28 protein-coding genes and 1 pseudogene are annotated in these 26584 nt (G+C 68.1%); 5 read left to right on the top strand and 24 right to left on the bottom strand.

Features of this window, described 5'->3' with window-relative positions; translation table 11 throughout:
- Positions 1-24: 24 nt before the first annotated feature.
- The 7 genes from atpE to mnmG all read right to left on the bottom strand — a co-directional run bounded on the left by atpE (position 25) and on the right by mnmG (position 5918).
- A complete protein-coding gene (gene atpE / locus CDA09_RS00470; protein ID WP_002925444.1) occupies positions 25-270 on the bottom strand; it encodes a F0F1 ATP synthase subunit C in 246 nt (81 codons plus the stop codon).
- A gap of 58 nt (positions 271-328) precedes the next feature.
- A complete protein-coding gene (gene atpB, locus CDA09_RS00465) occupies positions 329-1159 on the bottom strand; it encodes a F0F1 ATP synthase subunit A (RefSeq protein ID WP_121426823.1) in 831 nt (276 codons plus the stop codon).
- A 2-nt stretch (positions 1160-1161) separates the two neighbouring features.
- Complete coding sequence (locus CDA09_RS00460; protein ID WP_121426822.1) at positions 1162-1503, bottom strand: ATP synthase subunit I; 342 nt, start codon at positions 1501-1503, stop codon at positions 1162-1164.
- Between the two features lie 199 nt (positions 1504-1702).
- Positions 1703-2563, bottom strand: a complete 861-nt coding sequence (locus tag CDA09_RS00455) for a ParB/RepB/Spo0J family partition protein (protein WP_121426821.1) — start codon at positions 2561-2563, stop codon at positions 1703-1705.
- 26 nt (positions 2564-2589) lie between these two features.
- Positions 2590-3360 (bottom strand): ParA family protein, encoded by a 771-nt coding sequence (locus tag CDA09_RS00450; protein ID WP_121426820.1) that lies wholly within the window; start codon positions 3358-3360, stop codon positions 2590-2592.
- Positions 3361-3996 (bottom strand): 16S rRNA (guanine(527)-N(7))-methyltransferase RsmG, encoded by a 636-nt coding sequence (gene rsmG, locus CDA09_RS00445; RefSeq protein ID WP_121426819.1) that lies wholly within the window; start codon positions 3994-3996, stop codon positions 3361-3363.
- Positions 3993-5918 carry a tRNA uridine-5-carboxymethylaminomethyl(34) synthesis enzyme MnmG gene (gene mnmG / locus CDA09_RS00440; RefSeq protein ID WP_121426818.1) on the bottom strand — a complete coding sequence of 642 codons (1926 nt, stop codon included), beginning with the start codon at positions 5916-5918 and terminating at the stop codon, positions 3993-3995. Before mnmG ends, rsmG begins: the two co-directional genes overlap by 4 nt.
- Positions 5919-6182: 264 nt before the next feature.
- Between mnmG and CDA09_RS00435 the strand changes: the two genes are divergently transcribed.
- A complete protein-coding gene (locus CDA09_RS00435; RefSeq protein WP_121426817.1) occupies positions 6183-6554 on the top strand; it encodes an EthD family reductase in 372 nt (123 codons plus the stop codon).
- A 64-nt stretch (positions 6555-6618) separates the two neighbouring features.
- On the opposite strand, the gene CDA09_RS00430 is transcribed toward CDA09_RS00435, so the two are convergent.
- A complete protein-coding gene (locus tag CDA09_RS00430; RefSeq protein WP_121426816.1) occupies positions 6619-6837 on the bottom strand; it encodes a KTSC domain-containing protein in 219 nt (72 codons plus the stop codon).
- 141 nt (positions 6838-6978) lie between these two features.
- Here CDA09_RS00430 and CDA09_RS00425 point away from each other — a divergent pair, with 141 nt between their 5' ends.
- Positions 6979-7320 carry a zinc ribbon domain-containing protein YjdM gene (locus CDA09_RS00425; RefSeq protein ID WP_121426815.1) on the top strand — a complete coding sequence of 114 codons (342 nt, stop codon included), beginning with the start codon at positions 6979-6981 and terminating at the stop codon, positions 7318-7320.
- A gap of 31 nt (positions 7321-7351) precedes the next feature.
- On the opposite strand, the gene CDA09_RS00420 is transcribed toward CDA09_RS00425, so the two are convergent.
- The 4 genes from CDA09_RS00420 to CDA09_RS00405 form a co-directional block, all read right to left on the bottom strand.
- Positions 7352-8080, bottom strand: coding sequence for an amino acid ABC transporter ATP-binding protein (locus CDA09_RS00420; protein ID WP_121426814.1), 729 nt, complete (start codon positions 8078-8080; stop codon positions 7352-7354).
- An 18-nt stretch (positions 8081-8098) separates the two neighbouring features.
- Positions 8099-8779, bottom strand: coding sequence for an amino acid ABC transporter permease (locus CDA09_RS00415; protein WP_121426813.1), 681 nt, complete (start codon positions 8777-8779; stop codon positions 8099-8101).
- Between the two features lie 13 nt (positions 8780-8792).
- Positions 8793-9530, bottom strand: a complete 738-nt coding sequence (locus CDA09_RS00410; protein WP_121426812.1) for an amino acid ABC transporter permease — start codon at positions 9528-9530, stop codon at positions 8793-8795.
- Between the two features lie 88 nt (positions 9531-9618).
- Positions 9619-10515 carry a transporter substrate-binding domain-containing protein gene (locus tag CDA09_RS00405; RefSeq protein WP_121426811.1) on the bottom strand — a complete coding sequence of 299 codons (897 nt, stop codon included), beginning with the start codon at positions 10513-10515 and terminating at the stop codon, positions 9619-9621.
- Positions 10516-11041: 526 nt separating this feature from the next.
- Between CDA09_RS00405 and CDA09_RS23750 the strand changes: the two are divergent.
- From CDA09_RS23750 to CDA09_RS00375, 3 genes and pseudogenes are all read left to right on the top strand, one after another.
- Positions 11042-13393 (top strand): annotated as a pseudogene (locus CDA09_RS23750) (nSTAND1 domain-containing NTPase); the annotation flags it as partial.
- Positions 13394-13445: 52 nt separating this feature from the next.
- Positions 13446-14423 carry a WD40 repeat domain-containing protein gene (locus CDA09_RS00380; protein ID WP_121426809.1) on the top strand — a complete coding sequence of 326 codons (978 nt, stop codon included), beginning with the start codon at positions 13446-13448 and terminating at the stop codon, positions 14421-14423.
- 61 nt (positions 14424-14484) lie between these two features.
- Positions 14485-15618 carry an aminotransferase class V-fold PLP-dependent enzyme gene (locus tag CDA09_RS00375; RefSeq protein ID WP_121426808.1) on the top strand — a complete coding sequence of 378 codons (1134 nt, stop codon included), beginning with the start codon at positions 14485-14487 and terminating at the stop codon, positions 15616-15618.
- Here CDA09_RS00375 and CDA09_RS23565 read toward each other — a convergent pair whose 3' ends face one another.
- The 12 genes from CDA09_RS23565 to CDA09_RS00320 form a co-directional block, all read right to left on the bottom strand.
- Positions 15619-16401, bottom strand: a complete 783-nt coding sequence (locus CDA09_RS23565; protein ID WP_286164504.1) for an HD-GYP domain-containing protein — start codon at positions 16399-16401, stop codon at positions 15619-15621.
- Positions 16401-16868, bottom strand: a complete 468-nt coding sequence (locus tag CDA09_RS23560; protein ID WP_286164319.1) for a DUF3391 domain-containing protein — start codon at positions 16866-16868, stop codon at positions 16401-16403. The genes CDA09_RS23565 and CDA09_RS23560 overlap by 1 nt, the downstream gene beginning before the upstream one ends.
- Before the next feature lie 129 nt (positions 16869-16997).
- Positions 16998-17498, bottom strand: a complete 501-nt coding sequence (gene tpx, locus CDA09_RS00365; protein WP_121426807.1) for a thiol peroxidase — start codon at positions 17496-17498, stop codon at positions 16998-17000.
- A 139-nt stretch (positions 17499-17637) separates the two neighbouring features.
- Complete coding sequence (locus tag CDA09_RS00360) at positions 17638-18642, bottom strand: formate dehydrogenase subunit gamma (protein WP_121426806.1); 1005 nt, start codon at positions 18640-18642, stop codon at positions 17638-17640.
- A gap of 10 nt (positions 18643-18652) precedes the next feature.
- On the bottom strand, positions 18653-18877 hold the full coding sequence (locus CDA09_RS00355; protein WP_121426805.1) for a hypothetical protein: 225 nt from the start codon (positions 18875-18877) through the stop codon (positions 18653-18655).
- Positions 18874-19476: a formate dehydrogenase FDH3 subunit beta gene (fdh3B, locus tag CDA09_RS00350; protein ID WP_121426804.1), complete on the bottom strand. Its 603-nt coding sequence runs from the start codon at positions 19474-19476 to the stop codon at positions 18874-18876. Before fdh3B ends, CDA09_RS00355 begins: the two co-directional genes overlap by 4 nt.
- A gap of 16 nt (positions 19477-19492) precedes the next feature.
- A complete protein-coding gene (locus CDA09_RS00345; protein WP_121426803.1) occupies positions 19493-22399 on the bottom strand; it encodes a formate dehydrogenase subunit alpha in 2907 nt (968 codons plus the stop codon).
- 14 nt (positions 22400-22413) lie between these two features.
- Positions 22414-22620 (bottom strand): hypothetical protein, encoded by a 207-nt coding sequence (locus CDA09_RS00340; RefSeq protein WP_121426802.1) that lies wholly within the window; start codon positions 22618-22620, stop codon positions 22414-22416.
- Between the two features lie 36 nt (positions 22621-22656).
- On the bottom strand, positions 22657-23319 hold the full coding sequence (locus CDA09_RS00335) for a TorD/DmsD family molecular chaperone (RefSeq protein ID WP_121426801.1): 663 nt from the start codon (positions 23317-23319) through the stop codon (positions 22657-22659).
- Complete coding sequence (locus CDA09_RS00330) at positions 23316-25430, bottom strand: 4Fe-4S binding protein (RefSeq protein WP_121426800.1); 2115 nt, start codon at positions 25428-25430, stop codon at positions 23316-23318. Before CDA09_RS00330 ends, CDA09_RS00335 begins: the two co-directional genes overlap by 4 nt.
- Positions 25431-25538: 108 nt before the next feature.
- Positions 25539-26096 (bottom strand): DUF3306 domain-containing protein, encoded by a 558-nt coding sequence (locus CDA09_RS00325; RefSeq protein ID WP_121426799.1) that lies wholly within the window; start codon positions 26094-26096, stop codon positions 25539-25541.
- Complete coding sequence (locus CDA09_RS00320; RefSeq protein WP_121426798.1) at positions 26093-26560, bottom strand: DUF3305 domain-containing protein; 468 nt, start codon at positions 26558-26560, stop codon at positions 26093-26095. Before CDA09_RS00320 ends, CDA09_RS00325 begins: the two co-directional genes overlap by 4 nt.
- Positions 26561-26584: the final 24 nt, after the last annotated feature.

The raw sequence follows: 26584 nt of genomic DNA, 5'->3' as shown, positions 1-26584 counted from the left end.
ATATTGGCCAAATGAGCGAACCGATCAGAGCTGGAACGGGTTGGCGAAGGCGAACATCATCGCGATACCGACACCGATCAGGAACGCTGCGTCGATCAGACCGGCGAGGAGGAACATCTTGGTTTGCAGCGCGTTCATCAGCTCAGGCTGACGGGCCGAGGCTTCGAGGTACTTCGAGCCCATGATGCCGATACCGATACAAGCACCGATAGCACCCAGACCGATGATCAGACCGGCGGCCAGCGCAACAAAACCCAGAACGTTTTCCATGACGACTCCTTAGTTAGAGATTGAAGTTAAAAAGAAACCAGTGACGACTACAAAACAGTTAGTGGCTTTCGTGAGCCTGGCCGATGTACACCAGCGTCAGCATCATGAAGATGAAGGCCTGCAGGGCGACGATCAGGATGTGGAACACAGCCCAGATCGAACCGGCGACGATGTGGCCGACGAAACCGAACACGGTGGCGGTGCCCCCGAGCAGCGCGATCAGCATGAAGATCAGTTCGCCGGCATACATGTTGCCGAACAGTCGCATGCCGTGCGAGATGGTCTTGGCGAGGAACTCGATCATCTGCATGAAGAAGTTGATCGGGTACAGCAGCGGGTGGCCGCCGAAAGGCGCGGTGAAGAGTTCATGCACCCAGCCGGAGACGCCCTTGATCTTGACGTTGTAGTAGAGGCACAGCAGCAACACGCCGATCGACATGCCCAGCGTGCCGTTGAGGTCGGCAGTCGGGACGACGCGCAGGAAGGCGTGCGAATTGCCCGTCGAGACCTGCCACAGCTTGGGCAGCAGATCGACCGGCAGGAAGTCCATCGAGTTCATGAGGAAGATCCACAGGAACACGGTGAGGGCGACCGGCGCGACGAACTTGCGCGACTCGGCGCTATGCACGATGCCCTTGGCCTGGTCAGCAACCATCTCGACGAGGATCTCGACGGCGGCCTGGAAGCGCCCCGGCACGCCCGCGGTAGCCTTGTTGGCGGCGCGGATCAGGAAGAACAGCGTGATGACGCCCAGCGCGATCGAGAAGAACAGGGTGTCGAGGTTGAGGATGCTCCAGTCGATGACGGCTTTCTGCGCGTGCCCGGTGGAGTTGAAGTGGGTGAGGTGGTGGACGATGTACTCGCCTGCGGTGGGTGCTTCGGTAGCCATATTCAGGTCTTCACCAAAAATGCAAACAAATTCGCCTTGAGTGCCAGGATCAGGCCGATGAAGAGGCCGCCCCAGTGGACGTCTTCATATTTCAGCCCGACCAGCACCAACAATCCCACGATCGACGCGACCTTGAAGAACTCGCCGACAAAAAAAGCTGTCACATGACCTGACCCGCCGCGCTGGGCGACGAGATGCAACCTGAGCGCGAAGAGCGCACTCGGGAGCACGCAGGAGAGACCTCCGAGTACCGCGGAAATCGCCCCGGCCGGGCCGAAAAAAACGGCCGCAATGGCCGTTGCCACGATCGTTGCGCCCAACTGCAGTAAAACCATCTTCAGCATGGATCTGCCGCCGCGCCGCGCCTGTCAGGCGCCGATCGCCTCAAAAATTCCGCGAATACTAGGGGTTAACCGTAACAAAGTCAAATATGTATGGCGGTGCAACATGGCGTCCGCGCCAAGTCATGCATCTTATACAAGATACGCAGAACTGCGTAGTGCATTTCGCTCCGCCGGCCGCGCCGCGGGCGTTTCGGCGGGGTCAGTCGCAGGGGCCGCGCAGGCGCGCGAGGAGGCCGTCGAGCTGGTCGAGGCTGCCGAACTGCAGCGTGATTTCCCCCGCGCCCTTGCGGTTGGCCTTGATGCGGACCGTCGCGCCCATGACGTCGGAAATTTCTTCCTCGAGGCGCTGGAGGTCGCGGTCGGGGGCTTGGGCGGCCTTCTTCGGGCGCGGGTTGACGGTCTGCTGGACGAGGCGCTCGGTGTCGCGCACCGACAGGCCACGCGCGGCGACCTGGTTGGCGAGCTGGATCTGGTTGGCGCCGTCGAGCGGGAGGATGGCGCGCGCATGGCCCATGTCGATGTCGCCGGCCATCAGCAGTTCCTGCACCGGGCGCGCGAGGTTGAGGAGGCGCAGGAGGTTGGAGGCGGCCGGGCGCGAGCGGCCGACGGCGTCGGCGGCCTGCTGGTGGGTCATGCCGAATTCGTCGATGAGGCGCTGGATGCCGCTCGCTTCCTCGAGCGGATTGAGGTCTTCGCGCTGGATGTTCTCGATCAGCGACATCGCGAGCGCGGCTTCGTCGGGGATCTCGCGCACGAGACAGGGGACCTCGGCGAGTTCGGCGATCTGCGCGGCGCGCCAGCGGCGTTCGCCGGCGATGATCTCGTAGCCGCTACCGTCGACGGGACGGACGAGAATGGGCTGCATGATGCCCTGAGCCTTGATCGAGGCGGCGAGTTCCTCGAGCGAGCCGGGGTCCATGCGCGTGCGCGGCTGGTACTTGCCGGGGCGCAGCGTGGAGACGGCGAGGGTCTGCAGTTCGCCGGCGGCTTCGTCGTCGTGGTTCGCCGCGAGCAGGGCGTCGAGGCCGCGGCCGAGGCCTTTGAGTTTGGGTCGGGACATGGGCTTTGCCTGAAATTCGGGTCGGGTTACAGCGTCTTCACGCGTTCGATCATTTCCTTCGCGAAGGCCATGTAGGCTTGCGCACCCTTGGCGGCGCGGTCGAAGACGACGCCGGGCATGCCGTGGCTGGGCGCTTCGGCCAGCCGCACGTTGCGCGGCACGATGGCGTCGAACACCTTGTCGCCGAAGTGGCTCTCGAGCTGGGCGGAGACTTGCTGCTGCAGCGTCATGCGCGGGTCGAACATGACGCGCAGGAGGCCGATGATCTTGAGGTCGCGGTTGAGGTTGGCATGCACCTTCTTGATGGTGTTCACCAGGTCGGACAGGCCTTCGAGCGCGTAGTACTCGCACTGCATCGGGATGATGACGCCATGGGCGGCGCACAGGCCGTTCAGGGTGAGCATCGACAGCGAGGGCGGACAGTCGACGAGGACGAAGTCGTAGTCGGCGTCGAACTGCCGGAAGGCATCGCGCAGGCGGTTTTCGCGCCGTTCGAGATCGACGAGTTCGACTTCGGCGCCGGCGAGGTCGCGGTTCGCCGGGAGCACGTCGTAGCCGCCGGAAGGCGAGGTCGCGCGCGCCTCGTCGAGCGTGGCGAGGCCGACGAGCACGTGATACACGGAGTGCTGCAGCTCGCGCTTGTCGATGCCGCTACCCATCGTCGCATTGCCCTGCGGGTCGAGGTCGACGAGCAGGGTGCGCTGGCCGGCAAGCTGCAGCGCGGCGGCGAGATTCACGCAGGTGGTGGTCTTGCCGACTCCACCTTTCTGGTTGGCGACGCAGAAGATTCGGGCCATTCAGCTCTTTTCCACGATGATGAGGTGTCGTTCGGCGCCCAATCCGGGCACCGTCAGCGGCACGGCCTCGACGACGCGGAAGTTGGCCGGCAGGCGTGCGATTTCGTCATCAGGATACACGCCCTTCATGGCAAGGAAGCGACCGCCGGGGCGCAGCAGATGCTGCGTGAGGCCGACGAAATCGGCGAGTTCGGAGAAGGCGCGCGAGATGACGGCGTCGAACGGCTGGTCGGGCCGGACGTTTTCGACGCGCTCGTTGAGCACGGTGAGATTCGCGAGTCCCAACTCGATTTTCGCCTGCTGCTGGAAGCTCGCCTTCTTGTTGACGGTCTCGATCGAACTGATCGCGAGCGCCGGTTCGCGCCCCTGCGTAGCGATCGCGAGCGGGATGCAGGGCAGCCCGCCGCCCGAGCCGACGTCGGCGAGGCGTGCTATGCCCGCGAGATGCGGCAGCACGGCGAGCGAATCGAGCAGGTGGTGCGTGAGCATCTGGCCGGCGTCGCGGATCGAGGTCAGGTTGTAGACCTTGTTCCACTTCGCGAGCAGCGCGGCGAAGGCGAGGAGCTTCGCCTGCACGTCGGCGGGCAGATCCAGGCCCAGCTCGTCGAGGCCGCGCTCGAGCGTCATCGCGCTCATGCCGAACGAGCCTGCGTGTCGGACGCGCCGTTGCGCACGCGCGCGGCGAGTTCGCGGCGCTTGAGCCACACGAGGAGCAGCGAGATCGCGGCCGGCGTGACGCCCTGGATGCGGCCGGCCTGGCCGATGGTCTCGGGCTTGTGCAGGTTGAGCTTCTGCTGCACTTCCTTGGAGAGCCCGCGCACGTCGGCATAGTCGAGATCGGCGGGCAGGCGCGTGGATTCGGCCTGCAGCTGCTTGGCGACTTCGTCCTGCTGGCGGTCGATGTAGCCCTGGTACTTGGCGGCGATCTCGAGCTGCTCGATGACTTGCGGGTCGGTCTCGGGCGTTTCGGGCGCGCCGGGCAGCGTCATCAGGTCCGGGTAGCGGGTGTTGGGGCGGCGCAGCAGCTCGAAGAAGCGGTATTCGCGCTCCAGCGCCTTGCCGACGACACGCTCGGCGTCCGTCGCCGGCACGCGTTCGGGAACGGCCCAGGTGGCTTTCAGGCGCGCGGTTTCGCGCTCGATCGCGTCACGTTTGCGGCAGAAGGCTTCCCAGCGGATGTCATCGACGAGGCCCAGTTCGCGCCCCTTTTCGGTGAGGCGCAGGTCGGCGTTGTCTTCACGCAGGGACAAGCGGTATTCGGCGCGCGACGTGAACATGCGGTAGGGCTCGGCGACGCCGCGCGTGATGAGGTCGTCGATGAGCACGCCGAGGTAGGCCTCGTCGCGGCGCGGGCACCAGGCTTCGCGGCCCTGCGCCTGCAGCGCGGCGTTGGCACCGGCCAAGAGCCCTTGCGCGGCGGCTTCCTCGTAGCCGGTGGTACCGTTGATCTGGCCGGCGAAGAAGAGGCCGTGGAAAGTCTTGGTTTCGAGGCTGCTCTTGAGGTTACGCGGGTCGAAGTAGTCGTATTCGATCGCGTAGCCGGGGCGCAGGATGTGGGCGTTCTCGAGGCCGCGGATCGAGCGCACGACCGCGAGCTGGACGTCGAAGGGGAGCGACGTGGAGATGCCGTTAGGGTAGATCTCGTGCGTCGTGAGCCCTTCGGGCTCGAGGAAGATGTTGTGGCTGTCCTTGTCGGCGAAGCGGTGGATCTTGTCCTCGATCGACGGACAGTAGCGCGGGCCCACCCCTTCGATGACGCCCGAGTACATCGGCGAGCGGTCGAGGTTGGCGCGGATGATGTCGTGGGTGCGCTCGTTGGTGTGTGTGATCCAGCACGGGAGTTGCGCGGGATGCTGTGCGGCGGAGCCGAGGAAGCTGAACACCGGCACGGGGTCGTCGCCGGGCTGTTCCTGCATCACCGAGAAGTCGATCGTGCGCGCGTCGAGACGCGGCGGGGTGCCGGTCTTGAGGCGGCCTTGCGGGAGCTTGAGTTCCTTCAGGCGCTGGCCGAGCGAGATCGCCGGGGGGTCGCCGGCGCGGCCCGCGGAGTAGTGTTCGAGGCCGACATGCACCAGGCCGTTGAGGAAGGTGCCGGCGGTGAGGACGACGGCGGGCGCCTCGAAGGCGAGGCCGATCTGCGTGACGACGCCGGTGACGCGGTCGCTCGCGACGGTGATGTCGTCGACGGCCTGCTGGAAGAGCCACAGGTTGGGCTGGTTTTCGAGGCGGTGGCGGATCGCGGCCTTGTACAGCACGCGGTCGGCCTGGGCGCGGGTCGCGCGCACCGCCGGGCCTTTCGACGCATTGAGGATGCGGAACTGGATGCCGCCTTCGTCGGTGGCGGCGGCCATCGCGCCGCCCAGCGCGTCGACTTCCTTGACCAGGTGGCCCTTGCCGATGCCGCCGATCGACGGGTTGCAGCTCATCTGGCCGAGGGTCTCGATGTTGTGCGTGAGGAGCAGCGTCTTCGCGCCCATGCGCGCGGACGCGAGCGCGGCCTCGGTGCCGGCATGGCCGCCACCGACAACGATGACATCGAAACGGGAGGGATAGAGCATGGCGCACCCCGGCGCAGGTGAAGCGGGAAGGCCGGGGATTTTACGCTGTTGCAGTGCGAAAGCCTAGGGTTGCGCCGCGGTGTTTCACGGAAAATCCATTGTCAAACAGTTACTTGAGGCACAATTTCAGCGATGGCCGGGATCGCTGCGGCGAACCGTGCGACAGGCGGAGTCGCTTTGGCTATGCTATTCCTGATCGAAGGACATGAGATGCGTCGAGCGTCGCGGCCCCCCGCGCACGCCAGCACACGAGGAGCGTGGATCATGATCAAAGTCAGCGTTTTGTACCCTTACTCCGACGGTTTCCGGTTCGACCTCGATTATTACTGCAAGCGGCACATGCCGATGGTGAAGGACAGACTCGGGGAAGCCTGCCGGGGGATCGCCGTGGATCGCGGCCTGTCGGGCGAAGCCGCGGGGTCGGCGCCGCAGAACGTGGCGATGGCGCACCTGTTCTTCGATTCGGTGGAGGCATTCCAGAACGCCTTCGCGCCGCATGCCGAAGCGATCATGGCCGACATTCCCAACTACACGGACATCCAGCCCGTCATCCAGATCAGCGAAGTGCTGATCAATGCCCGCCGCAGCGAAACCGGCCCCTTCCATCTGCACGAGCCGGGCAGAGACGCTGCCTGACCCGCATCCTTCCCGCAATACGCTGGCCATGTTGCCGTGGGTGCCAGCGCATTGCGGCGGCCTCTCAGCGTACGCGCCGGGCGGTGAACTCTTCCTCGATGTTGTCGCGGTAGTAGCTCGCCGGGGAGCTGCTGGCGAGGAAGCGCCGCGCGATCTCGTCGCCGACACCGCTGTGCTGCACGACGCTGCCATTATCGAACTCGATTTCGAGAATGCGCGCGCCGCGGTCGTAGCCGGCGGAGCGGATGCCGCCGCGGCGGATGGGTTTGCGTTCGATGTTCATCGTCACTCCTTGGGCCCTGCGGGCCGTTCATTCGACTGCAAGCACGCACGGGAGTAAAGCGGCGCGCCGACGGAGATTGCCAACCACCCCGCCGTTAGGGATACTCCGGGGCTTTTCGCAGCCGCAATCAGCGAGTACGCCATGTCGAACATCCCGTCCTGCCCCCAATGCACCCTCGAGAATACCTACCCCGATGGCGCGAACTACGTGTGTGCCGACTGCGGTTACGAGTGGCCGATGGCCGAAGCCGCGCCCGCTGACGACGAGGGCGAGGCGGTCGTCAAGGATGCCAACGGCAACGTGCTGCAGAACGGCGACGCGGTGGTGCTGATCAAGGACCTGAAGGTGAAGGGTTCGTCGATCACGCTGAAGGTCGGCACCAAGGTGAAGAGCATCCGCCTGGTGGGCGGCGATCACGAGGTCGACTGCCGGATGGACGCCGGCAACTTCATGCTGAAGGCCTGCTACCTGAAGAAGGTGTGAACACCGGGGGCGGCGCCTCGCCCCCGATGCCTCAGTGACTGAGGATCTTCGCGAGGAAGGTCTGCGCGCGCTCGGAACGCGGCTGGCCGAAGAACGCTTCCTTCGCGGCGTCCTCGACGATCGCGCCGCGGTCCATGAAGATCACGCGGTTGGCGACCTTGCGCGCGAAGCCCATCTCGTGCGTGACGCACATCATCGTCATGCCTTCCTGGGCGAGCTGCACCATGACATCGAGGACCTCGTTGATCATCTCGGGGTCGAGCGCGGAGGTCGGTTCGTCGAACAGCATGCAGATCGGGTCCATCGCGAGCGCACGCGCGATCGCGACGCGCTGCTGCTGACCGCCCGACAGCTGGCCCGGGAACTTCGCCGCGTGCGCCTTGAGGCCGACGCGGTCGAGCAGCTTCAGGCCGCGCTCGACGGCCTCGTCCCGGCTGCGGCCGAGCACCTTGACCTGCGCGATCGCGAGGTTGTCGGTGATCGTCATGTGCGGGAAGAGCTCGAAATGCTGGAACACCATGCCGACGCGCGAGCGCAGCCTGGGCAGGTTGGTCTTCGGGTCCTCGACACGGATACCGTCGACGACGACGCTGCCCTGCTGGAAGGGTTCGAGGGCATTCACGCACTTGATCAGCGTCGATTTCCCCGAGCCCGACGGCCCGCACACGACGACGACCTCGCCCTTGTCGACCTTGGTCGTGCAATCGGTGAGCACCTGGAAAGTGCCGTACCACTTGGAGACGTTCGTGATCTCGATCATCGTTCCGGGCTCCGGTTCCTATCGAATGATGGCGATGCGCGACTGCAGCCTCTTCACGAGGCGCGACAGCAAGAAGCAGATGATGAAATAGACGACCGCGACGGTCGTGTACATCTCGACCGGGCGCAGGTCGCGCTGGGTGATCTTGTCGGCGGCGCCGAAGAAGTCGGTCGCGCCGATCGCATACACCAGCGAGATGTCCTGGAACAGGATGATGGTCTGCGTGAGCAGCACCGGCAGCATGTTGCGGAAGGCCTGCGGCAGCACGACGTGGCGCATCGTCTGGGCGTAGGTGAAACCGAGCGCGTAGCCGGCGCCGATCTGGCCGCGGGGCACGGACTGGATGCCCGAGCGCATGATTTCCGAGTAGTAGGCGGCCTCGAAGATGGTGAAGGTGAAGTAGGCCGAGTTCGCCGCGCCGATCGGCTCCAGCCGGCCGGTGATCATCTGCAGCACGAGCGGGAGGATGAGGTAGAAGGCGAGGATCACCTGGACCAGCGGCACGCTGCGGAAGAAGTTCACGTAGCCGATGGCGAACCAGCGCAGCGGCGTGATCGAGCCCAGGCGCATCAGCGCGAGCAGCGTGCCGATGAGGATGCCGCCCAGCATCGCGGTGACGGTGACCTGCAGCGTGTAGCGCAGGCCTTCGGCGAGGAAGGCCCAGTTCGCGGCGATGACGGAAAAGTCGAAGTCGCTCATGGTGCCGGCCTCCTCACTTGTCGCCCTTGGTGCCGACGATCAGGCCCGGCACGCGCGTGCGCGCCTCGATGAAGGCAAGCAGCCGGTTCATGACGAAGGCCAGCACGAAGTAGCACAGGGTCACGACGATGGTGATCTCCAGCACCTGCGAGGTCTTCTCGATGATCTGCTTGTACTGGAAATAGAGCTCGAGGATGCCCACCGCGTAGGTGACGGCGGAGTTCTTGAAGATGTTCATCGCCTCCGACGTGAGCGCCGGCAGCACGATGCGGTAGGCCATCGGCAGGCGCACGTAGCGATAGGTCTGCCACTCGGTGAAGCCGAGCGCGAGGCCGGCGTTGCGCTGGCCGCGCGACAGCGCGTTGATGCCCGCCTTGACCTGTTCGGCGATGCGCGCAGCGGTGTAGAGGCCCAGGCCGACGACCGCGGTGACGACGTAGGGCAGGTCCTGCTTCAGCCAGATGCCGAACTTTTCCGGCACCAGCTCGGGCACGACGAAGAACCACATGAAGAGCTGGACGATCAGCGGGACGTTGCGGAAGGCATCGACGTAGGCGTCGCCGAGGCCGACGAGCCAGCGCCGGGGCGTCGTGCGCATGACGCCCAGGACCGAGCCGAGGAGCAGCGCGACCGCCAGCGAGGCGAGCGACACGGCGGTGGTCCAGCCGAGGCCGGACATGATCCAGTCGTAATACTTGAGACCGTCGTCGGTCTCCCGGAAGAAGAACATCCAGTCCCAATGGTAGTTCATGCGAACTCCCCTCCCTGGGCGGCGCGCCGGGCCGGTCTGTCGGATGTCGGGTCGCGGCGGCCCGGCTCAGGCCGCCGCGCGGGGCGCCTTACTCGACGCCCTTGTCGGTCGGATGCTGGAACGCCGCCTTGACTGCCGCGCTCATCGGGAAGTTGAGGTTCACGTTGCGCGGCGGAATCGGGCTCATGAACCACTTGGTGTAGAGCTTCTCGGCCTCGCCGGACTTCATCAGGCCGATGAGGGTCTTGTCGACCAGCGCCTTGAACGGCGCGTCGTCCTTGCGCATCATCACCGCGTAGGGCTCGTCGCGCAGCGAGGGTCCGACGATCTCGAAGCTGGCCGGGCTCTTGGAGCTGGCGATCAGGCCCGCGAGCAGGATGTCGTCCATCACGAAGGCGGCGGCGCGGCCGCTCTCGACCATCAGGAAGGAATCGGCGTGGTCCTTGCCGTAGATGTTCCTCGCATTGATCGACCTGCCCCGCTCGTTCATCTTGATGAGCTGGTCGGAGGTCGTGCCGGTGGTCGTGACGACGGGTTTGCCGTTGAGGTCGCCGATGTCCTTGATGCCGGAGTCCTTGCGCACCGCCAGGCGCACGCTGGTGACGAAGTAGGCGACGGAAAAGCCGACCTGCTGCTGGCGCGCGATGCTGTTGGTGGTCGAACCGCATTCGAGGTCGATCGTGCCGTTCTGCATCAGCGGGATGCGGTTCTGCGAGGTCACGGCCTGGTAATTGACCTTCAGGTTGGGCATCTTCAGCTCCGCCTTGATCGCGTCGACGACCTTCGCGCACAGGTCCATCGCATAACCGATCGGCTTCTGGTTGGCGTCGAGGTAGGAGAAGGGCACCGAGGATTCGCGATGGCCGACCGTGATCGCGCCGGAATCCTTGATCTTCTGCAGCGTGCCGGTGAGCTGGGCGTGCGCGGGCGCGGCGAGGCCGGCGACGGCGCAACACAGGGCAATAGCGGTGAGGGACTTGCGCATGAACGGACACTCCAATCGCGTTGGTCTGAAATGCCTTCGGCACGGCGCCCGCGCGAGGCCGGCACGTGCGGCGAACAGCATGCTCCCGCGCCAATCGTAAGGCATTGCGCGGCAATCGGTGATGCGGGTTGACCCCGAGTGCGCGGGCAGGCCGGTACGCGCCAGGCGCGACCCGGCCCCGTGCCAAGGGACGATCAGCGCCGGATTCATGTCCGCAGCATGGGCGGCGAACTCGAGGGGAACGGCGCGGTCACACCGGGCGCATGCACGCGGGACGGGGCAGCGTGGCCGATGTCGGGGCCCGCATCCAACTCCTTCGGCCGGGAGTACGATTTCAACTATAGTTCAGCATCGGAGGCGCGCCGGATGACATAGCGGTGCGCCCTGCGACGGATCGGCATGGAGGACGGCGGTGGCGGAACCCCCTTTACGGCGTGATCTGGATCCGGCCGCGGCGCAGCCGGGTGGTACCGTTTCAACCGCGACCCTGCCAGTACCGTGCCTCGGTGGCCGCGGGGGCACGCCGATGAGCGATGTCGCGGGCGCGGAGTCCTGCCCCTACGTCGGCCTGCGCCCCTACACCGAGACCGAGCACGGACTGTTCTTCGGCCGCGAGCGCGAGCAGCGCGTCGTCGCGTCGCACCTGTCGTCCGCCCCGCTGACGGTGTTCTACGGCGCGAGCGGCGTCGGCAAGAGCTCGGTGCTGCTCGCAGGCGTCGTGCCGGCGCTGAAGGCGCGGCCGGGCACGGCGATCGCGGTGTTCCGTGCGTGGCCGCGCACGGACTTCCTCGCGGCGCTGAAGGGAGAACTGATCGCGGCGTTCCCGGCCGGGACGACGCCCGGCGTCGATGCCGCAGCCCCCCTCGAAGGCATCGTCGCGGCACTCGCGCAGGCGGTGGGTGGCGCGGTGCTGCTGGTGCTCGACCAGTTCGAGGAGTACTTCCTCTACCACCCGGATACCGCGACCGGCGATGCCTTCGAGCGCGAATTCACGGACGCGGTCAACGCCGGCCTCGACTTCGGCGTGCTGCTGTCGCTGCGCGACGACAGCCTCGCGCGCCTCGACCGCCTGTGCGGGCGCATCCCCACGCTGCTCGCGAACACGCTCCGCCTCGACCCCCTCGACACGCCCGGCGCTGCGGCGGCGATCCGCGGCCCGCTCGCGGTCTTCAACGGCACGGGCGCGCAGGACGTGCCGTTGACGGTCGAGGACGGATTCGTCGAGTGTGCGATCGCCGAGGTCGGCGCCGGCGACGGCAGGGGCGCGAACGGCATCCCGGCGGCGACCCTGCAGCTGGTGCTGACGCACATCTGGCACGAGGAGATGCGCGCCGGCTCCCGCGTGCTGCGGCTGGCGAGCCTCATGGCGCTGGGCGACGTGCACGAGATCGCGCACCGGCATCTCGCCGAGCTCATGGCACGCCTGGACACCGACGAGCAAAGGCTGTGCGCGCAGTTCTTCGAACGCATGGTGACGCCTTCAGGGGCCAAGATCGCGTGCCGCGTCGCGGACCTGCGTGACTGCGCCGAGGCGCCGGACGAAGAGATCGCGGCGGTGCTGCAGCGCCTTACCGGCGAACAGGTGCTGAACCGCATTGCGCCGCCGCAGGGCGACGACCGCGGTGCGCAGTACGAGATCTGCCACGACGTGCTCGCACCGGCGATCCTGGCGTGGCGGCACGGCTACCTGCAGCGCGAACAGGACGCGGAACGCGCGCGCGAGCTCGCGGCGGCACGCGCGCAGGCCGCGGAGGAGGCCGCGATCGCGCGGCGCATGCGGCGGTTCGCGGTCGGGCTGGGGGTGATCGCCTTCCTCGCGGCGATTGCGGCGATCGGCACGCTGATCGCGCAGCAGGTGGCCGAGACACAGCGGCGGCAGAAGACCGAACTGGCGCTGTCGGTGCAGCTCGTCGCGACCTCGCTGCGCTATCTCGACAGCGACCCGGAAATCAGCACCCACGCCGCACTGGAGGCACTGCGGCGCACCGCGGACGCCCCCCCGTTCGTGCGCGGGGAGGCCGAGGATGCGGCGCGACGCGCACTCGATGCGACGCGGCTGCGCCTGACGCTGCACGGGCATGCGCAGCGCGTGCAGGCGGTGGCTTTCAGCCCGGACGGCACGCACATGGCCTCCGCCGGACAGGACGGCAGCGTGCGCCTGTGGGACGCCGCGAACGGGGCCGAACTCGCGGTGCTGCGCGGGCACGAGGGCGCGGTGCGCGCCGTCGCGTTCAGCCCCGACGGCGGGACACTCGCGTCGGTGGGCCATGACGGCAGGGCGATCCTGTGGGACGTCGCGCGCGGCGAGCGGCTGCGCGAGCTGCCGCGCCAGGCCGAACGCCTGCAGGGCGTCGCGTTCAGCCCCGACGGCGAGCTCGTCGCAACGGTCGGCCAGGACCCGGTCGTGCGCCTGTGGGATGTCGACACCGGCCGCCTGCTCACGAACCTGACCGGGCACCGGGCCGAGGTGCACGCAGTGGCCTTCAGTCCCGACGGCCGGCGCCTCGCGACCGCCGGGCGGGAGTCATCGGTGCGCATCTGGAACCTGCTGAGCGGACGGCCCGAGCACGTGCTCGACGGCCACACGGACACGGTCTTCGCGGTGGCCTTCAGCCCCGACGGGCGTTGGCTGGCGAGCGCGAGCCAGGACCGCAGCGTACGCCTGTGGGACGCTGCGAGCGGCGCATTGGTGCGCGAACTGCCCGAGCAGCCCGACGCGGTCGATGCGCTCGCCTTCAGCCCGGACGGCCTGACCTTCGCGACCGGCGGCTTCGACGGCACCGCGCGCCTGTGGGACGTCGCCGGCTGCACCCGGCCGCAAGGCGAGTGCCAGCCGCTGACGACGCTCGGCGGCCACGGCGACGCCGTCCACGGCCTCGCCTTCGATCCGGCAGGCCCCAGGCTCGCGACCGCCGGGGGGGGACGGCAGCGTGAGGCTGTGGGACGTCGCCTTCACCCACGGCGGCGCGATCTCCGATATCGCCTTCAGCCCCGACGGCAGCCGGCTCGCGACGGCTTCGCGCGACGCCGTCGCGAAAATCTGGGACCGCGCCGGCGGCAAGGTGCTGCAGCAGCTGACGGGATACACGGGCACGGTGTTCCGCGTCGCGTGGAGCCCGGACGGCAAGCACCTCGCGACGGCGAGCGTCGACGGCACGGCGGCGCTGTGGGACGCCACCGGCGCCCAGGCGCCGCGCCTGCTGCGCGGACATGCGGGACGCGTGCAAAGCGTGGCCTTCAGCGCCGACGGGCGCCTCGTCGTCACCGCCGGGCACGACGGCATGGCCGGCATCTGGGATGCGGCGAGCGGAGTGCGGCGCCTGTGGCTGCGCACCGGCACGGCGCCGCTGAACCGCGCCCTCTTCAGCCGCGACGGGCAGCACGTGCTCACGGCCGGCGCCGACGGCGGGCTCGCGGAGTGGAACGCCGCGAACGGCAAGTTGCAGCGCCGCCTGCAGGAACGCGGCGACGAGATCGACGACATCGCGCTGAGCCCGGACGGCGCCCTGCTCGCGGCGGCCGGCGCGGACCGGCGCGCGCGCCTGTGGGATCTCGCCAGCGGCAAGGCCCTGCGCGAACTCGCCGGCCACACCGGCGCCATCGGCGCGCTCGCCTTCAGCCCCGACGGCCGCCTGCTCGCAACCGCCAGCCGCGACCGCAGCGCGCGCGTGTGGGACGTCGCGAGCGGCACGGAGCGCTTCACGCTGCCGCCGCAGGACGCCGCGGTGAATGCGGTCGCGTTCTCCCCCGACGGAAGCACGCTCGCGACCGGCGGCGGCGACAAGCGGGTGCATTTCCTTCCGCTCGACCCGGCACAGCTCGCGGCGGCGCTGCGCGAGCGCGTCACACACGGCTTCACCGCCGAGGAATGCGAGAAGTACCTGCACCAACGCCCCTGCCCGCCCTGAACCGCGTCGCGTGCTAAGCTGGACGGCCATGTTGGATTCATTTCTGCGGAGCCCGAAGAAGATGCCCAGCCTGCTGCCCCACCCCGATCCCGAAGGTCTGCTCGAATACTCCGTCGTCTATACCGACCGCGCGCTCAACCACATGTCGCAGCGCTTCCAGGGCGTCATGCGCGACATCTCGCGCGTGCTGAAGAAGGTGTATGGCGCGCACACGGCGATCGTCGTGCCCGGCAGCGGCACCTTCGGCATGGAGGCGGTCGCGCGCCAGTTCGCGACCGGGAAGAAGTGCCTGGTGATCCGCAACGGCTGGTTCAGCTACCGCTGGACGCAGATCTTCGACATGGGCGGCATCCCGTCGCAATGCACGGTGTTGAAGGCACGTCCGGTCGCACCCGGCCCGCAGGCGGCCTTCGCGCCGGCACCGATCGCCGAGGTCGTCGCGGCGATCCGCGAGCACCGGCCCGAGCTGGTGTTCGCGCCGCACGTCGAGACGGCCTCCGGCATGATGCTGCCCGACGACTACCTGCGCGCGGTCGCCGACGCCGTGCACGCGGTCGGCGGCCTGTTCGTGCTCGACTGCATCGCCTCCGGCACGATCTGGGTGGATATGGCGGCAAGCGGCGTCGACATCCTCATCAGCGCGCCGCAGAAGGGCTGGAGCGCACCGCCGTGCTGCGCGCTGGTGATGCTCGGCGAACGCGCGCGCGAGCGCCTCGAGACCACCGGCAGCACCAGCTTCGCATGCGACCTGAAGAAATGGCTGCACATCATGGAAGCGTACGAGAAGGGCGGCCATGCCTACCACGCGACGATGCCGACCGACGCGCTGACCGCGCTGCGCGACGTGATGCTGGAGACCGAGGCCTACGGCTTCGACAAGGTGCAGGCGGAACAGCAGGAGCTGGGCCGGCGCGTGCGCGCACTGCTCGCCGCGCGCGGCTTCCGCAGCGTCGCGGCAGCAGGCTTCGAGGCGCCGGGCGTGGTCGTGTGCTACACGGACGATGCGGAGATCCAGTCGGGGAAGAAATTCACCGCGCAGGGCCTGCAGATCGCCGCCGGCGTGCCGCTGCAGTGCGGCGAGCCGGCGGATTTCCGCACCTTCCGCATCGGGCTCTTCGGCCTCGACAAGCTGCACGCGGTCGAGCGCAGCGTCAAGGCGCTGGAAAAGGCGCTCGACGCGATCGCCCCCGCGTGATCAGCGGCGCGCGCGCTGCGCGAAGTACGCGAGGTTCATGCGCGGGTTGAGGTAATCGACGACTTCGCGCGGCAGTGCGCGCGGCTTGAGCACGGTGTCGATCGCGACCTCGCGCGCGTCGGCGAGGCTCAGCACCAGCGCGTCGCGCCGCGGCACGCCCGGTTCATACACGAGCACGGTCGGCCGCAGCGTGTTGCCCGGCGTAACGGCGACGACGATCGCGATCGAGCCGGTCGACAGGCGCACGAAGGAGCCGGGCGGATAGATGCCGAGCTCCTTGATGAACACCGACAGCATGAAGGGATCGAAATGCGCGGCCTCGCGCGCATACATCTGCGACAGCGCTTCCGCGGGTGTCAGCGCCTCGACGAGCGAGTGCGGATTGCACAGGTTGTCGTAGCGGTTTGCGATTGCGACCATGCGCGCCAGCGGGTTGATGTCCGGGCCCTTGCGCCCGGCCGGGAAACCGCTGCCGTCCATGGCTTCGTGGTGTTCGCGGATGATCGCGCACACCGGGGCCGGGACGTGCTTGCCGACGATCTGCAGCCCGTACTCGCCGTGCATGCGGTAGAGGGATTCCTCGGGACGGCTGCGCTCCTTCGTGCGCAGCACGATGGGATTGATGCGCCGGGCGCCGATGTCGTGCAGCAGCGCGCCCATGCCGGCCGCCTCGAACACCTCGCGCTTGAGGTTCAGCCCCTTCGCGAGGATCATCGTCAGGATCATCACGTTGAGCGAATGCTGGTGCGTGGCGTCGTCGCGCTTGCGCGACGCGATGAGCATCACGGTGGCGCCGGCATCCTCGAGGAAGTGGACGCGAGCTCGCCCACCATCGCCCCGGCCTGCGCGGTCGCGTCGGCCGGATAGTGCAGCACGTCGGCGAGCAGGTCGCGCGTCGAATCCACGCAGTTCGCATAGGCCTTTTCGCAGCTGCGGATGAGGTCGCGCTGTTCGGCCATGCGCGCGGCGCGGGTCCGCTTGGCCTCGATGTGCTCCCGCTCCCCGGGTTCGGGCAGGGACGGCGGCACGGACGGGGTTTCGCCGCCCGGCGGCAAGGGCTCGGCGGCCGAGCGTGTCGGGTCGTAGGCGATCTTGCGCAGCCCCAGCTCGCGCAGCGTGGCGAGCTGCCTCGCACTGCTGATGCGGAAGGAATTGACCAGGAAGGGATGGTCCAGCCAGGGCACGTCGAGCGACACGAACATGCCCACCTGGAGCTGTTCGAGGCCGACTTTCGGCAGTAAATCCGGCATCTGCTTGCTTCGGGCGACGGACGAGGGAGCGGCTGATTCCGTCAGCCGGAAGCGGGAGCGCGCAGCCGGCTCGCGGCCACTCGCTCCCGTATGATAAACCCGTTTTAGGTGACGGGTTATGCCCGCTGCTTACTTCAGCGCCGCGAGCGCCGCCGCGTAGTCGGGTTCATCCTTGATCTCGCCCACGAGCTGCGAATGCAGCACGCGGTTGTCGGCGTCCAGCACGACGACGGCACGCGCAGCGACGCCGGCGAGCGGGCCGGAGGCGATCTCGACGCCGTAGTCCTTCATGAAGCTGCGCCCGCGCATCGTCGACAGCGTGATGACGTTCTCCAGCCCTTCGGCGACGCAGAAGCGCTTGGCGGCGAAGGGCAGGTCGGCGGAGATGACCAGCACGACGGTGTCGGCGAGCTTGGACGCCTCGGCGTTGAACTTGCGCGTCGAGGTCGCGCAGGTCGGGGTGTCGAGGCTGGGAACGATGTTGAGGACCTTGCGCTTGCGGCCGTAGTCGGCGAGCGTCACGTCCTTCAGGTCCGCGCCGACCAGCGACAGCGGCGGGACGGTGTCGCCCTTGTGCGGGAACTTGCCGGCGACTTCGATCGGGTTGCCACCCAGGGTCACGGTGCTCATGCGGGGTTCTCCTTGCGGTTGGAAGGCGCCGACCGGCGCCCTTTTTACCCGCTCAGTCTAGTCGCGAACGCGATGCAGGAAAACCGCGCACGCGTGACGAGTTTGGCACGAGGCGACAGTCGGTCCGGTCGGTCCCGGATCACGGATGGCCCGAGCGGCCGGCCTTCACCTCCTCGTACCACGCTTCGTGGTGCTCCTTCGCCCAGGTCTCGTCCACGTAGCCGGTCCTCATCGACTGGTACGCGCCTTCGACGCCGATCGTGCCCATGTAGATATGGCCCAGCGACAGGGCGATCAGCAGGATCGCGCCGACGCCGTGGATGACGTTGGCAAGCTGCATGTCGGCGCGCGTCTGGCCGAAGTTGGGGAAGTCCATGACGAGGCCGGAACCGGCGACGATCAGGCCGAGGAAGGTCACGCCGATCCAGAACCAGGTCTTCTCGCCGAAGTTGAAGCGCCCCGAGGGCACGTGCTCGCCGCTGGCGATGCCGCCGGCCTTGCGGATCCATACGCTGTCGATCGCCTGCCACACGTTGTCGCGCAGGAAGGCGACGATCATCAGCAGCGTGAACACGCCGAACAGCGGGCCGACGTAGTTGTGCACGGCCTTGCCCGCCGTCAGCAGCCCGCCCAGCACCGCGGTGCCGAACACCGGGGCGATGAAGTGCTTGCCGAACAGGATGCACACGCCGGTGAGGCCCAGGATGACGAAGGTGGCCGCGGTGCCCCAATGCACGACGCGCTCGAAGGTGCTGAAGCGCTGCAGCCGGCGTCCGGTCGGCGCGCCGTGCAGCTTCAGGGCGCCCTTCATCGCGAAGAACAGTCCGATCGCCGTCGGCACGACCAGCAGCAGGATGCCGCCGTAGAACGTGATCGGGCCGTTGCGCCACTGCCGCCACACCTGGCCTTCGGTCTGGATCAGCACGCCGGTCTCGGGACCGCGCACGGTCGTGAAGTGGGACTCGCCCGAGCGCACCTCGCGCCATACCGGGGCGTTGTTGAGCGGCTGCGTCTGCTGGCGTTCGACCTGCGCCGCGGCCGGGTCGGCTTGCGCCATCGCCGCCCCGCTGCCCAGCAGGAACAGCCACGACACCAGCGCCAGCAGCAGCGCGACGCCGCTGCGTTGCCTGAGGGTTGTGCTCATCACCGGCTCCTCACTCGACCCGCTTGTATTCGTTCTGGGTGCGGATGCGGTTGCGCAGCGCCTGCTCCCACGCCCCCTTGTCGCCCTTGTAGACACCGCCCTCCCACGGGCGGGTGTCGCTCTTGCCGGCATATTTGCCGTGCTCGTACTTGGCGACCTGCGATTTCTCGCCGCAGCCGGCCAGCAGCACCGCCGCGCATGCGGCGGCGATCACGTAAGGGATGCGCGTCTTCATTTTTTCGCCTCCTCCTTGCCGTAAGCGGTCATCCAGCCCCAGGCCTCGACGCCCTTGCCGCGGCGCAGCACGCGGTCGCGGAAGATCTCCGAGATTTCGGCCGCATCGCCCGCGAGCAGCGCCTTGGTCGAGCACATCTCGGCGCACAGCGGCAGCTTGCCTTCGGCGATGCGGTTGCGGCCGTACTTCTCGAACTCCACCTGCGAGCCGTTTTCCTCCGGGCCGCCGGCGCAGAAGGTGCATTTGTCCATCTTGCCGCGCGCACCGAAGGCCGCCGGACCGTTGGGGAACTGCGGCGCGCCGAACGGACAGGCGTAGAAGCAGTAGCCGCAGCCGATGCAGCCGTCCTTGTCGTGCAGGACGATGCCTTCCTCGGTCTGGTAGATGACGTTGGTCGGGCACACCGCGACGCATGGCGCGTCCGAGCAGTGCATGCAGGCGACCGACATCGAGCGCTCGCCCGGCACCCCGTCGTTGATCGTGACGACGCGCCGGCGGTTCACGCCCCACGGCACTTCGTGCTCGTTCTTGCAGGCGGTGACGCAGCCGTTGCACTCGATGCAGCGCTCGGCGTCACACAGGAATTTCATGCGTGCCATATCGTTCTCCCCTCCCTCAGGCCTTCGAAACCCGGCACAGGGTGGTCTTGGTTTCCTGCATCATCGTCACCGAGTCGTAGCCATAGGTCGTCGCGGTGTTGACCGCCTCGCCGCGGACGATCGGCGCCGCGCCTTCGGGGTAGAACTCGAGCATGTCCTTGCCGTGCCACCAGCCGGAGAAGTGGAAGGGCAGGAACACCGTGCCCGGCGCCACGCGCTGCGTGACCTGGGCGCGCACCTTGAGCTTCGCCTTGGTCGGCGATTCGACCCAGATGTAGTCGCCGTCGCGGAAGCCGGCGTCGTTGGCGTCCTTCGGATTGACCTCGGCGAACATCTCCTGCTGCAACTCGGCGAGCCACGGGTTGGAGCGCGTCTCCTCGCCGCCGCCCTCGTATTCGACGAGGCGCCCCGAGGTCATGATCAGCGGGTACTCCTTGGAGATGTCCTTGACCTTCTCCTGCAGCGACTTGTACAGCGTCGGCAGGCGCCAGAACTTCATCTTGTCGTCGTGCGTCGGGTACTTCGCGACGAGGTCCGGGCGCGGCGAGTAGATCGGCTCGCGGTGCAGCGGGATCGGGTCGGGGAAGTTCCACACCAGCGCGCGCGCGCGCGCGTTGCCGTAGGGGTGCACGCCGTGGTTCTTCATCGTCACGCGGATGATCCCGCCCGACAGGTCGGTCTTCCAGTTCTTGCCTTCGGCGGCGGCCTTCTCGGCGTCGGTGAGCTCATCCCACCAGCCGAGCTTCTTCAGCAGCACGTCGTCGAACTCGGGGTAGCCCATCTGCAGCTCGGACCCCTTCGACGCGGAACCGTCCCCGGCGAGCAGCGACACGCCGTCGCGCTCGACGCCGAAGTTGGCGCGGAAGTTGCCGCCGCCGTCCATCACGTGCTTCGAGGTGTCGTACAGGTTGGGCGTGCCGGGGTGCTTGAGCTCGGGCGTGCCGTAGCACGGCCAGGGCAGGCCGAAATACTCGCCGTCGCACGGGCCGCCGTTGGCCTTCAGCGTCTTCACGTCGAAGGTGGCCATGTTCCGCATGTGCAGCTTGAGCCGCTCGGGCGACTGGCCGCTGTAGCCGATCGTCCAGGTGCCGCGGTTGATCTCGCGCAGGATGTCCTCGGTTTCGGGCTCGTCCCAGCCCTGCTTGTCCTTCACGAGCTTGATGTTCTTCACGAGCTCGTCGGCGTAGCCGAACTTCTTCGCGAAGGCATACATGATCGTCTGGTCGGGCTTGGATTCGAACAGCGGCTCGATCACCTTCTCGCGCCATTGCAGCGAGCGGTTCGACGCGGTGGCCGAGCCGGAGGTCTCGAACTGCGTGCACGCGGGCAGCAGGTACACGCCGTCCTTCCGCACCATCGCCGCCATCGCGGCGGTGGCCGACGGATAGGGGTCGATGACGACCAGGGTGTCGAGCTTCTTCATCGCCTCGACCATCTCGGCGCCGCGCGTCTGCGAGTTCGGCGCGTGCCCCCAGTACACGACCGCGCGCAGGTTGCCGTTGGGCTGGTCGATGAGCTCCGGGTTCTCGAGCACGCCGTCGATCCAGCGCGACACGGTGATGCCGGACTTGGTCATCAGGTCCTCGGACCTGTAGCGCGACTTCACCCACTCGTAGTCGACGCCCCACACCCTGCACCAGTGCTTCCACGAGCCGGGCGCGAGGCCGTAGTAGCCGGGCAGCGAGTCCGGGTTGGGGCCGACGTCGGTCGCGCCCTGCACGTTGTCGTGGCCGCGGAAGATGTTCGTGCCGCCGCCCGAAACGCCGACGTTGCCGAGCGCGAGCTGCAGGATGCACATCGCGCGCACGTTGGCGTTGCCGACGGTGTGCTGGGTCTGGCCCATGCACCACACGACCGTCGACGGCCGGTTCTTCGCCAGCGTCTCGGCGACCTTCTTCACCTGTTCCTCGGGCACGCCGGTGACTTCCTGCACGCGGTCCGGCGTCCACTTCATGAACTCCTCGTGCGCCTTGTCCATGCCGAACACGCGCTGGCGGATGTATTCCTTGTCCTCCCAGCCGTTCTGGTAGATGTGGTACAGCAGGCCCCAGATGAAGGCGATGTCGGTGCCCGAGCGGATGCGCACGTAGTAGTCGGCCTTCGCCGCGGTGCGCGTGAAGCGCGGGTCGACGACGACCATCTTCGACCCGTTCTCCTTCGCATGCAGGATGTGCAGCAGCGACACCGGGTGCGCCTCGGCCGCGTTGGAGCCGATGAACAGCATCGCCTTCGCGTTCTGCATGTCGTTGTAGGAGTTCGTCATCGCGCCGTAGCCCCAGGTGTTGGCGACGCCGGCGACGGTGGTCGAGTGGCAGATGCGCGCCTGGTGGTCCATGTTGTTCGTGCCGAAGAAGGACACGAACTTGCGCAGCAGGTAGGACTGCTCGTTGCTGTGCTTCGACGAGCCGATCCAGTACACGGCGTCGGGGCCGGATTCCTCGCGGATCTTCAGCAGGCGGTCGCCGACTTCCTGGATCGCCTGGTCCCAGGTGATCTTCTGGTACTTGCCGTCGACGAGCTTCATCGGGTACTTGAGGCGATGCTCGCCGTGGCCGTGCTCACGCACCGATGCGCCCTTGGCACAGTGCGCGCCGAGGTTGATCGGCGAGTCGAACACCGGCTCCTGGCGCACCCACACGCCGTTCTTGACGACTGCGTCGATCGCGCAGCCGACCGAACAGTGCGTGCACACGGTGCGGCGCACGCTCGTGTCGCCTGCCGCGCCGGCCGCTGCGGGGGCGGCCGCATCGGCGCTGCCGATCAGGTTATAGGGCAGTTGCGCGGCGAGCGCGCCGACGCCGACGCCTAAACCCGAGCGCTTCAGGAAGGTGCGCCGGTCCATGGTCTGGCCGAAATGCCGCGCGGCCGAGCTGCGCAGCTGACGGGCCGCGCCCGTCGCCTGGGTGGATTTCCTCGTAAGCATCGCGTGTCCCCCGCCTAGATGCGCGCAGTGCGGTAGTAGTTGCGGGCGTGCTCGCTGACGCCGCGCTCCGCTTCGGGCTCACCCGCGGCCGCGGCGAGCGGTGCGGCCACGGTGGCCGGCTTGCCCGCGACGGTCGCGACCGCCGCTGCCGCAGCGGCACCGCCGGCACCGAGCGTCAGCAGGAAATGACGGCGCTGCAGGCCGGATTTTTTGTCTTCCATCCTCTTTCCCCCATGCCGGGTCGCCTCGTCCGGTCCTTAGTGACCGGCGGCGCCCTGCTCCATTGCGAAAGCTTCGCTCTCGATGTCGAAAAACGCCCGCATCAGCGCACCGGTGCGGGCATAGAACCGTGCCTGCGGCGCCGCGGCGAGCGCGTCGGCGAGGCGCGCGTACCAGGGCTGCAGATGACGGACGAAAAAGCGGCGCTGCCGCGCGAGGCCGGCCTCGTCGGGGCCGGTCAGCGCCAGGTGGCGCATCACCTCGGCGAGCGCGGCGATGTGGTCCTCGGTCTCGGCGACGCCGGCGCGGCGTGCGAGGCCCAGCTCGGCGAGGTCGTCGCGCAGTTCGGCGAGCGGCTCCTCCATCAGGAAGCCGGCCAGGTACCACGAGCCGTACAGCATCACGTCGGGGCGGCCGATGCCGTAGAAGAGCGCGTCGTATTCGTCGCGCAGCGCGGACGCGTCGGCCTGTTCGGCGCACTCGCCGAGCTCGGCCCAGGCGCGGGCGAAGGGCGAGTCGCCGTCGCCCATCACGCGTGCCGACGCGGCGAGCGCCGCCAGCAGCGGAGCATCCGGCGCGGCGAAGAACAGGCGCGCGAGTAGCGCATAGTGATGGGCGCGGGCACGGTCCTCGTCGCCCAGGATCAGCGTGTCGCCGGCCGGCGCCGGGTGTGCTTCGATGATCGCGGCGGGTGCGTTCATTCGGTCATGTTCCAGGCTTTGGTGCCGTTCTCGTTTTCCATCAGGTCGATCACGCGGCAGTCGGCGCACATGTGCAGGCGCCGGCGCTGCGCCTCGCTGGCAAACATCGCGTGCCCGGCAAGGCGGCTCACCATCGCGTCGATGATCGGCTTCGCGCCCATCGCGGCGCCGCAGCGGACGCAGTGAAAGATCTCCGCCTCCTTCAGCGGCACGCTACGGCGCGCCGACTCGTCGAGCAGCAGCCGCGGCGTGAGCGTGATCGCATTCTCGGGGCAGGAATTCGCGCACAGGCCGCACTGCACGCAGGCCTTCTCGAGGAAGCCGAGGCGCATCGCGTCCGTCGCGGCATTGAGCGCCCCGGTCGGGCAGGCGCCGACGCAGGACATGCACAGCGTGCAGGCGTCGCTGACCGCGACCGCACCGAAGGGCGCGCCGGCCTTCAACGGGATTTCCGTGACCGGCGCGGGGGCCGATTCGTGCAGATGGCGCAGCGCGAGATCGAGCGTGTCGCGCTTCCGCGGCACGAGGCGGAAGGTCGCCGCGGGGCTCACGCCCTGCGCCGGAGTCCAGTCCCACAGGGCGGCTTCGAGTCCGTTCCAGTCTTCCGCGTCGATGATGCGCAGGTGCTCGCCGGCGTAGCCGAGGCCCGCGAGGATCGCCTGCGCATGCGCGGCCTGCGCCCGCAGGGGCGCCGCGTCGTGCGTGCCGGCGGCGAGCACCGCGACCTGACAGGCGCCGAGCGCGACGCTGCCCAGCATCAAGTCGAGGCCGACCGCGTCGGCGCTCCAGGTTTCGAGCGGGATCACGCGCGCGGGCAGGCCCTTGCCGCGGCGCGCGAGGCGTTCAATCAGCGCGCGCCCGGCTTCGGCGGAATGGAACAGCAGGCAGGGCGCCTCGCCGCCCGCGTCGCGGTAGCGCGCGAGCACCGTCTTCACGCGCAGGCCGAGGTCCTCGACGCGCGGATACTGCGCCGCGAGCGCGCCGGTCGGGCACACCGTCGAACAGGTGCCGCAGCCCTGGCACAGGTAGGGGTCGACGCGCACGACATCGCCTGCCGACACGATCGCTTCGGCCGAACAGGACTCGATGCAGTTCGTGCAGCCGGTCTTGCGCGAGCGGCTGTGCGCGCACAGTTTCGGCTCGAGCGCGACGTAGCGCGGCTTCTCGAATTCGCCGACGAGCTCGCCCAGCGCCTGCACGGCGAGCGCCTGGTCGAGCGCATCGCGCCCCGGCGCGGCGTAGCCCTGCGGCGGCTCGACGCGCTTCAGCAGCGGTTCGGCGGAAAGATCGAGCACGAGGTCGAAGCGGCCTTCGCGCTGCCCGTCGGCGCGCGCGAAGTCGATCGCGCCGACCGTGCCACAGGCCGTCACGCAGGCGCGGTGCGACTGGCAGCGCGCGGTGTCGACCTGATAGTCCCAGCCGATCGCCCCTTCGGGACAGACGCGGATACAGGCGTTGCAGCGCACGCACAGGTCGAGGTCGATCGGGTTCTGCTGCGTCCACGCGACCTCGAAGCCGCCGAGATGGCCGGAGAGCTTCACGCCCGCGCCGGACCACACCGGGTAGCGCCGTTCGGTCGGCAATTCCGCATCACGGCTCGCGCCGGTGAGCAGCACCGACACGTCGAAGCGCGCCGCCAGCCGCTCGGCCCAGCCCAGCGCCGCCCCGGCTTCGCCGACGATCAGCAGATGGTTGCCGGCGACGAGCGTGACGCCCGCCACCGGCTCCGGCTCGGGTAGGGTCGCCGCCGCGAGCAGCGCCGCCATCTTGGGCGTCGCACCGCGGCCTTCGGCGGACCAGCCGGCGTTTTCGCGCAGATTGAAGAAGTCGATGCGCGCGGCCGGCCGCTCGGCGGCGACTTCGGCGAAGAGTGCGGCCTCCTGCGTACAGCCGACCAGCACGTCGCCGCAGGCGAGCGCGGACTCGACCTCGCCGATCTCGCGCCGGCAGAGTTCGTGATGGACTTTCAGCGGCGCCTGGATGCCCGCCGCGAGGGCTTTTTCATCGACCGTGAAACTGCGGTTGCAGTCGCACAGCCTGATCTGTCTCTCCACTTTTCGGGTTCTGCCTGCCTGTTGGTAGTGATGAAGGCCAAGCAGATGACATACCATCGACGCGGGAAGAGAACGGAGCAGGGATCCTCGATTTACCGTCGCCCGGCGCCAAAAAAAGACTCAAGCGGGACTAAATGTCCCGCAGTCCCCAAAATGTCGCATTCCTTATGCAGGGTCCGGCGAAGGATCAGGGGCCGCATCGGAGTCGCCCGAGGGCCCGGATTGCGCGGCGGGCGCTGCGGCCTTGCCCGACGGGGGCGCTGCGGCGGCAGGGTCCGCCTGCTCGTCCGGCCCCTTCGCCGGCACGTCCGGCGCCGCCGCGGCGGCTTCCTCGTCCTTGAGGAAAACCTCGAACTGGCGCAGGCGCTGCATCACGTCCGCGGGGATCGGATCGGAGACGGAATAGTCGTCGATGTAGATGTCGAGCTTGTCCATCTGCTCGAAGTGGAAGTGCGGATCGCTGAAGAGCTTGCGCAGTGCGGTGCGGCGCAGCGCTTCGCTGACCTCCTTCTGCATGAAGGCGCTGAAGTCGGCGGCGAAGTCCAGGCTGTCGACGGGCGGCAGCGCGGCCTCCGCGGCGGCGGCAGAAGGTGCCGCTTCGGTTGCGGGCGCGGCGGGCACCGGCTCTGCCGCAGGCGCCGGCGAAGCCGGCGGCGGGGCGCTCGGCGGCGCCTCGCCCTGCCGCTTCAGGCGCGACCAGCGGGAGAGGAAACGGTCGCTCATAGGTGTTCCCGATCCTGCGCGAACGGGTCGTTGCGGCGCACCTTCTTGCGCGGCTCCGGCTTGTAATGCAGGTTCACGAACTCGCCGACCCAGTCGGCGATCTCGCGCGGCATCGCCACGCCATCGACCTGCTCGCCCGAGTCGAGCAGGCGCGCCGCCTCGCCGTAGCTCACGGTGACGACGAGCGGCTTGGCGACGCCGTCCTCGCGCCGACACATCACGAACACCTTGGGCACCGGCGAACTCAGGTTGAGGAAGTAGTTGTCCGCCTCGTCGCGAAAGAGCTCGAGCGCGAAGCCGCCGACGAGGTACTGGTCGCGATCGCTCTCGGCGACGAGCAGGCGCGTCGCGGCCGGGTTGTCGCCGAAGGCCGGCACGACACCGACCGCCTCCCACGCCTCGTCCGCCCAGCGATTCTGCAGGCGGCGGCGCTCCATGATGACGGCGAGGGGAAAGCGATCCATGCGGCGAACTCCGGGTGACTCGAT

The sequence above is a fragment of the Azoarcus sp. DN11 genome (assembly GCF_003628555.1).
Classification (GTDB): Bacteria; Pseudomonadota; Gammaproteobacteria; order Burkholderiales; family Rhodocyclaceae; genus Aromatoleum.
The sequence above is the reverse complement of the archived record's forward strand: the minus strand, read 5'-3'. Positions and strand labels throughout refer to the sequence as shown.

Excerpts from the sequence above, each read along its gene's own strand:
- fdh3B (WP_121426804.1), bottom strand. The coding sequence starts at position 19,476 with ATGGCACGCATGAAATTCCTGTGTGACGCCGAGCGCTGCATCGAGTGC.
- atpB (WP_121426823.1), bottom strand. The coding sequence starts at position 1,159 with ATGGCTACCGAAGCACCCACCGCAGGCGAGTACATCGTCCACCACCTC.
- tpx (WP_121426807.1), bottom strand. The coding sequence starts at position 17,498 with ATGAGCACCGTGACCCTGGGTGGCAACCCGATCGAAGTCGCCGGCAAG.
- CDA09_RS00355 (WP_121426805.1), bottom strand. The coding sequence starts at position 18,877 with ATGAAGACGCGCATCCCTTACGTGATCGCCGCCGCATGCGCGGCGGTG.
- CDA09_RS00330 (WP_121426800.1), bottom strand. The coding sequence starts at position 25,430 with ATGGTATGTCATCTGCTTGGCCTTCATCACTACCAACAGGCAGGCAGA.
- CDA09_RS00460 (WP_121426822.1), bottom strand. The coding sequence starts at position 1,503 with ATGCTGAAGATGGTTTTACTGCAGTTGGGCGCAACGATCGTGGCAACG.
- CDA09_RS00410 (WP_121426812.1), bottom strand. The coding sequence starts at position 9,530 with ATGAACTACCATTGGGACTGGATGTTCTTCTTCCGGGAGACCGACGAC.
- CDA09_RS23565 (WP_286164504.1), bottom strand. The coding sequence starts at position 16,401 with ATGCTCATCGCGTCGCGCAAGCGCGACGACGCCACGCACCAGCATTCG.
- mnmG (WP_121426818.1), bottom strand. The coding sequence starts at position 5,918 with ATGCTCTATCCCTCCCGTTTCGATGTCATCGTTGTCGGTGGCGGCCAT.
- atpE (WP_002925444.1), bottom strand. The coding sequence starts at position 270 with ATGGAAAACGTTCTGGGTTTTGTTGCGCTGGCCGCCGGTCTGATCATC.
- CDA09_RS00455 (WP_121426821.1), bottom strand. The coding sequence starts at position 2,563 with ATGTCCCGACCCAAACTCAAAGGCCTCGGCCGCGGCCTCGACGCCCTG.
- CDA09_RS00420 (WP_121426814.1), bottom strand. The coding sequence starts at position 8,080 with ATGATCGAGATCACGAACGTCTCCAAGTGGTACGGCACTTTCCAGGTG.
- CDA09_RS00345 (WP_121426803.1), bottom strand. The coding sequence starts at position 22,399 with ATGCTTACGAGGAAATCCACCCAGGCGACGGGCGCGGCCCGTCAGCTG.
- CDA09_RS23560 (WP_286164319.1), bottom strand. The coding sequence starts at position 16,868 with ATGCCGGATTTACTGCCGAAAGTCGGCCTCGAACAGCTCCAGGTGGGC.
- CDA09_RS00405 (WP_121426811.1), bottom strand. The coding sequence starts at position 10,515 with ATGCGCAAGTCCCTCACCGCTATTGCCCTGTGTTGCGCCGTCGCCGGC.
- CDA09_RS00425 (WP_121426815.1), top strand. The coding sequence starts at position 6,979 with ATGTCGAACATCCCGTCCTGCCCCCAATGCACCCTCGAGAATACCTAC.
- CDA09_RS00375 (WP_121426808.1), top strand. The coding sequence starts at position 14,485 with ATGCCCAGCCTGCTGCCCCACCCCGATCCCGAAGGTCTGCTCGAATAC.
- CDA09_RS00340 (WP_121426802.1), bottom strand. The coding sequence starts at position 22,620 with ATGGAAGACAAAAAATCCGGCCTGCAGCGCCGTCATTTCCTGCTGACG.
- CDA09_RS00335 (WP_121426801.1), bottom strand. The coding sequence starts at position 23,319 with ATGAACGCACCCGCCGCGATCATCGAAGCACACCCGGCGCCGGCCGGC.
- CDA09_RS00430 (WP_121426816.1), bottom strand. The coding sequence starts at position 6,837 with ATGAACATCGAACGCAAACCCATCCGCCGCGGCGGCATCCGCTCCGCC.
- CDA09_RS00435 (WP_121426817.1), top strand. The coding sequence starts at position 6,183 with ATGATCAAAGTCAGCGTTTTGTACCCTTACTCCGACGGTTTCCGGTTC.
- CDA09_RS00450 (WP_121426820.1), bottom strand. The coding sequence starts at position 3,360 with ATGGCCCGAATCTTCTGCGTCGCCAACCAGAAAGGTGGAGTCGGCAAG.
- CDA09_RS00325 (WP_121426799.1), bottom strand. The coding sequence starts at position 26,096 with ATGAGCGACCGTTTCCTCTCCCGCTGGTCGCGCCTGAAGCGGCAGGGC.
- CDA09_RS00415 (WP_121426813.1), bottom strand. The coding sequence starts at position 8,779 with ATGAGCGACTTCGACTTTTCCGTCATCGCCGCGAACTGGGCCTTCCTC.
- CDA09_RS00360 (WP_121426806.1), bottom strand. The coding sequence starts at position 18,642 with ATGAGCACAACCCTCAGGCAACGCAGCGGCGTCGCGCTGCTGCTGGCG.
- rsmG (WP_121426819.1), bottom strand. The coding sequence starts at position 3,996 with ATGAGCGCGATGACGCTCGAGCGCGGCCTCGACGAGCTGGGCCTGGAT.
- CDA09_RS00320 (WP_121426798.1), bottom strand. The coding sequence starts at position 26,560 with ATGGATCGCTTTCCCCTCGCCGTCATCATGGAGCGCCGCCGCCTGCAG.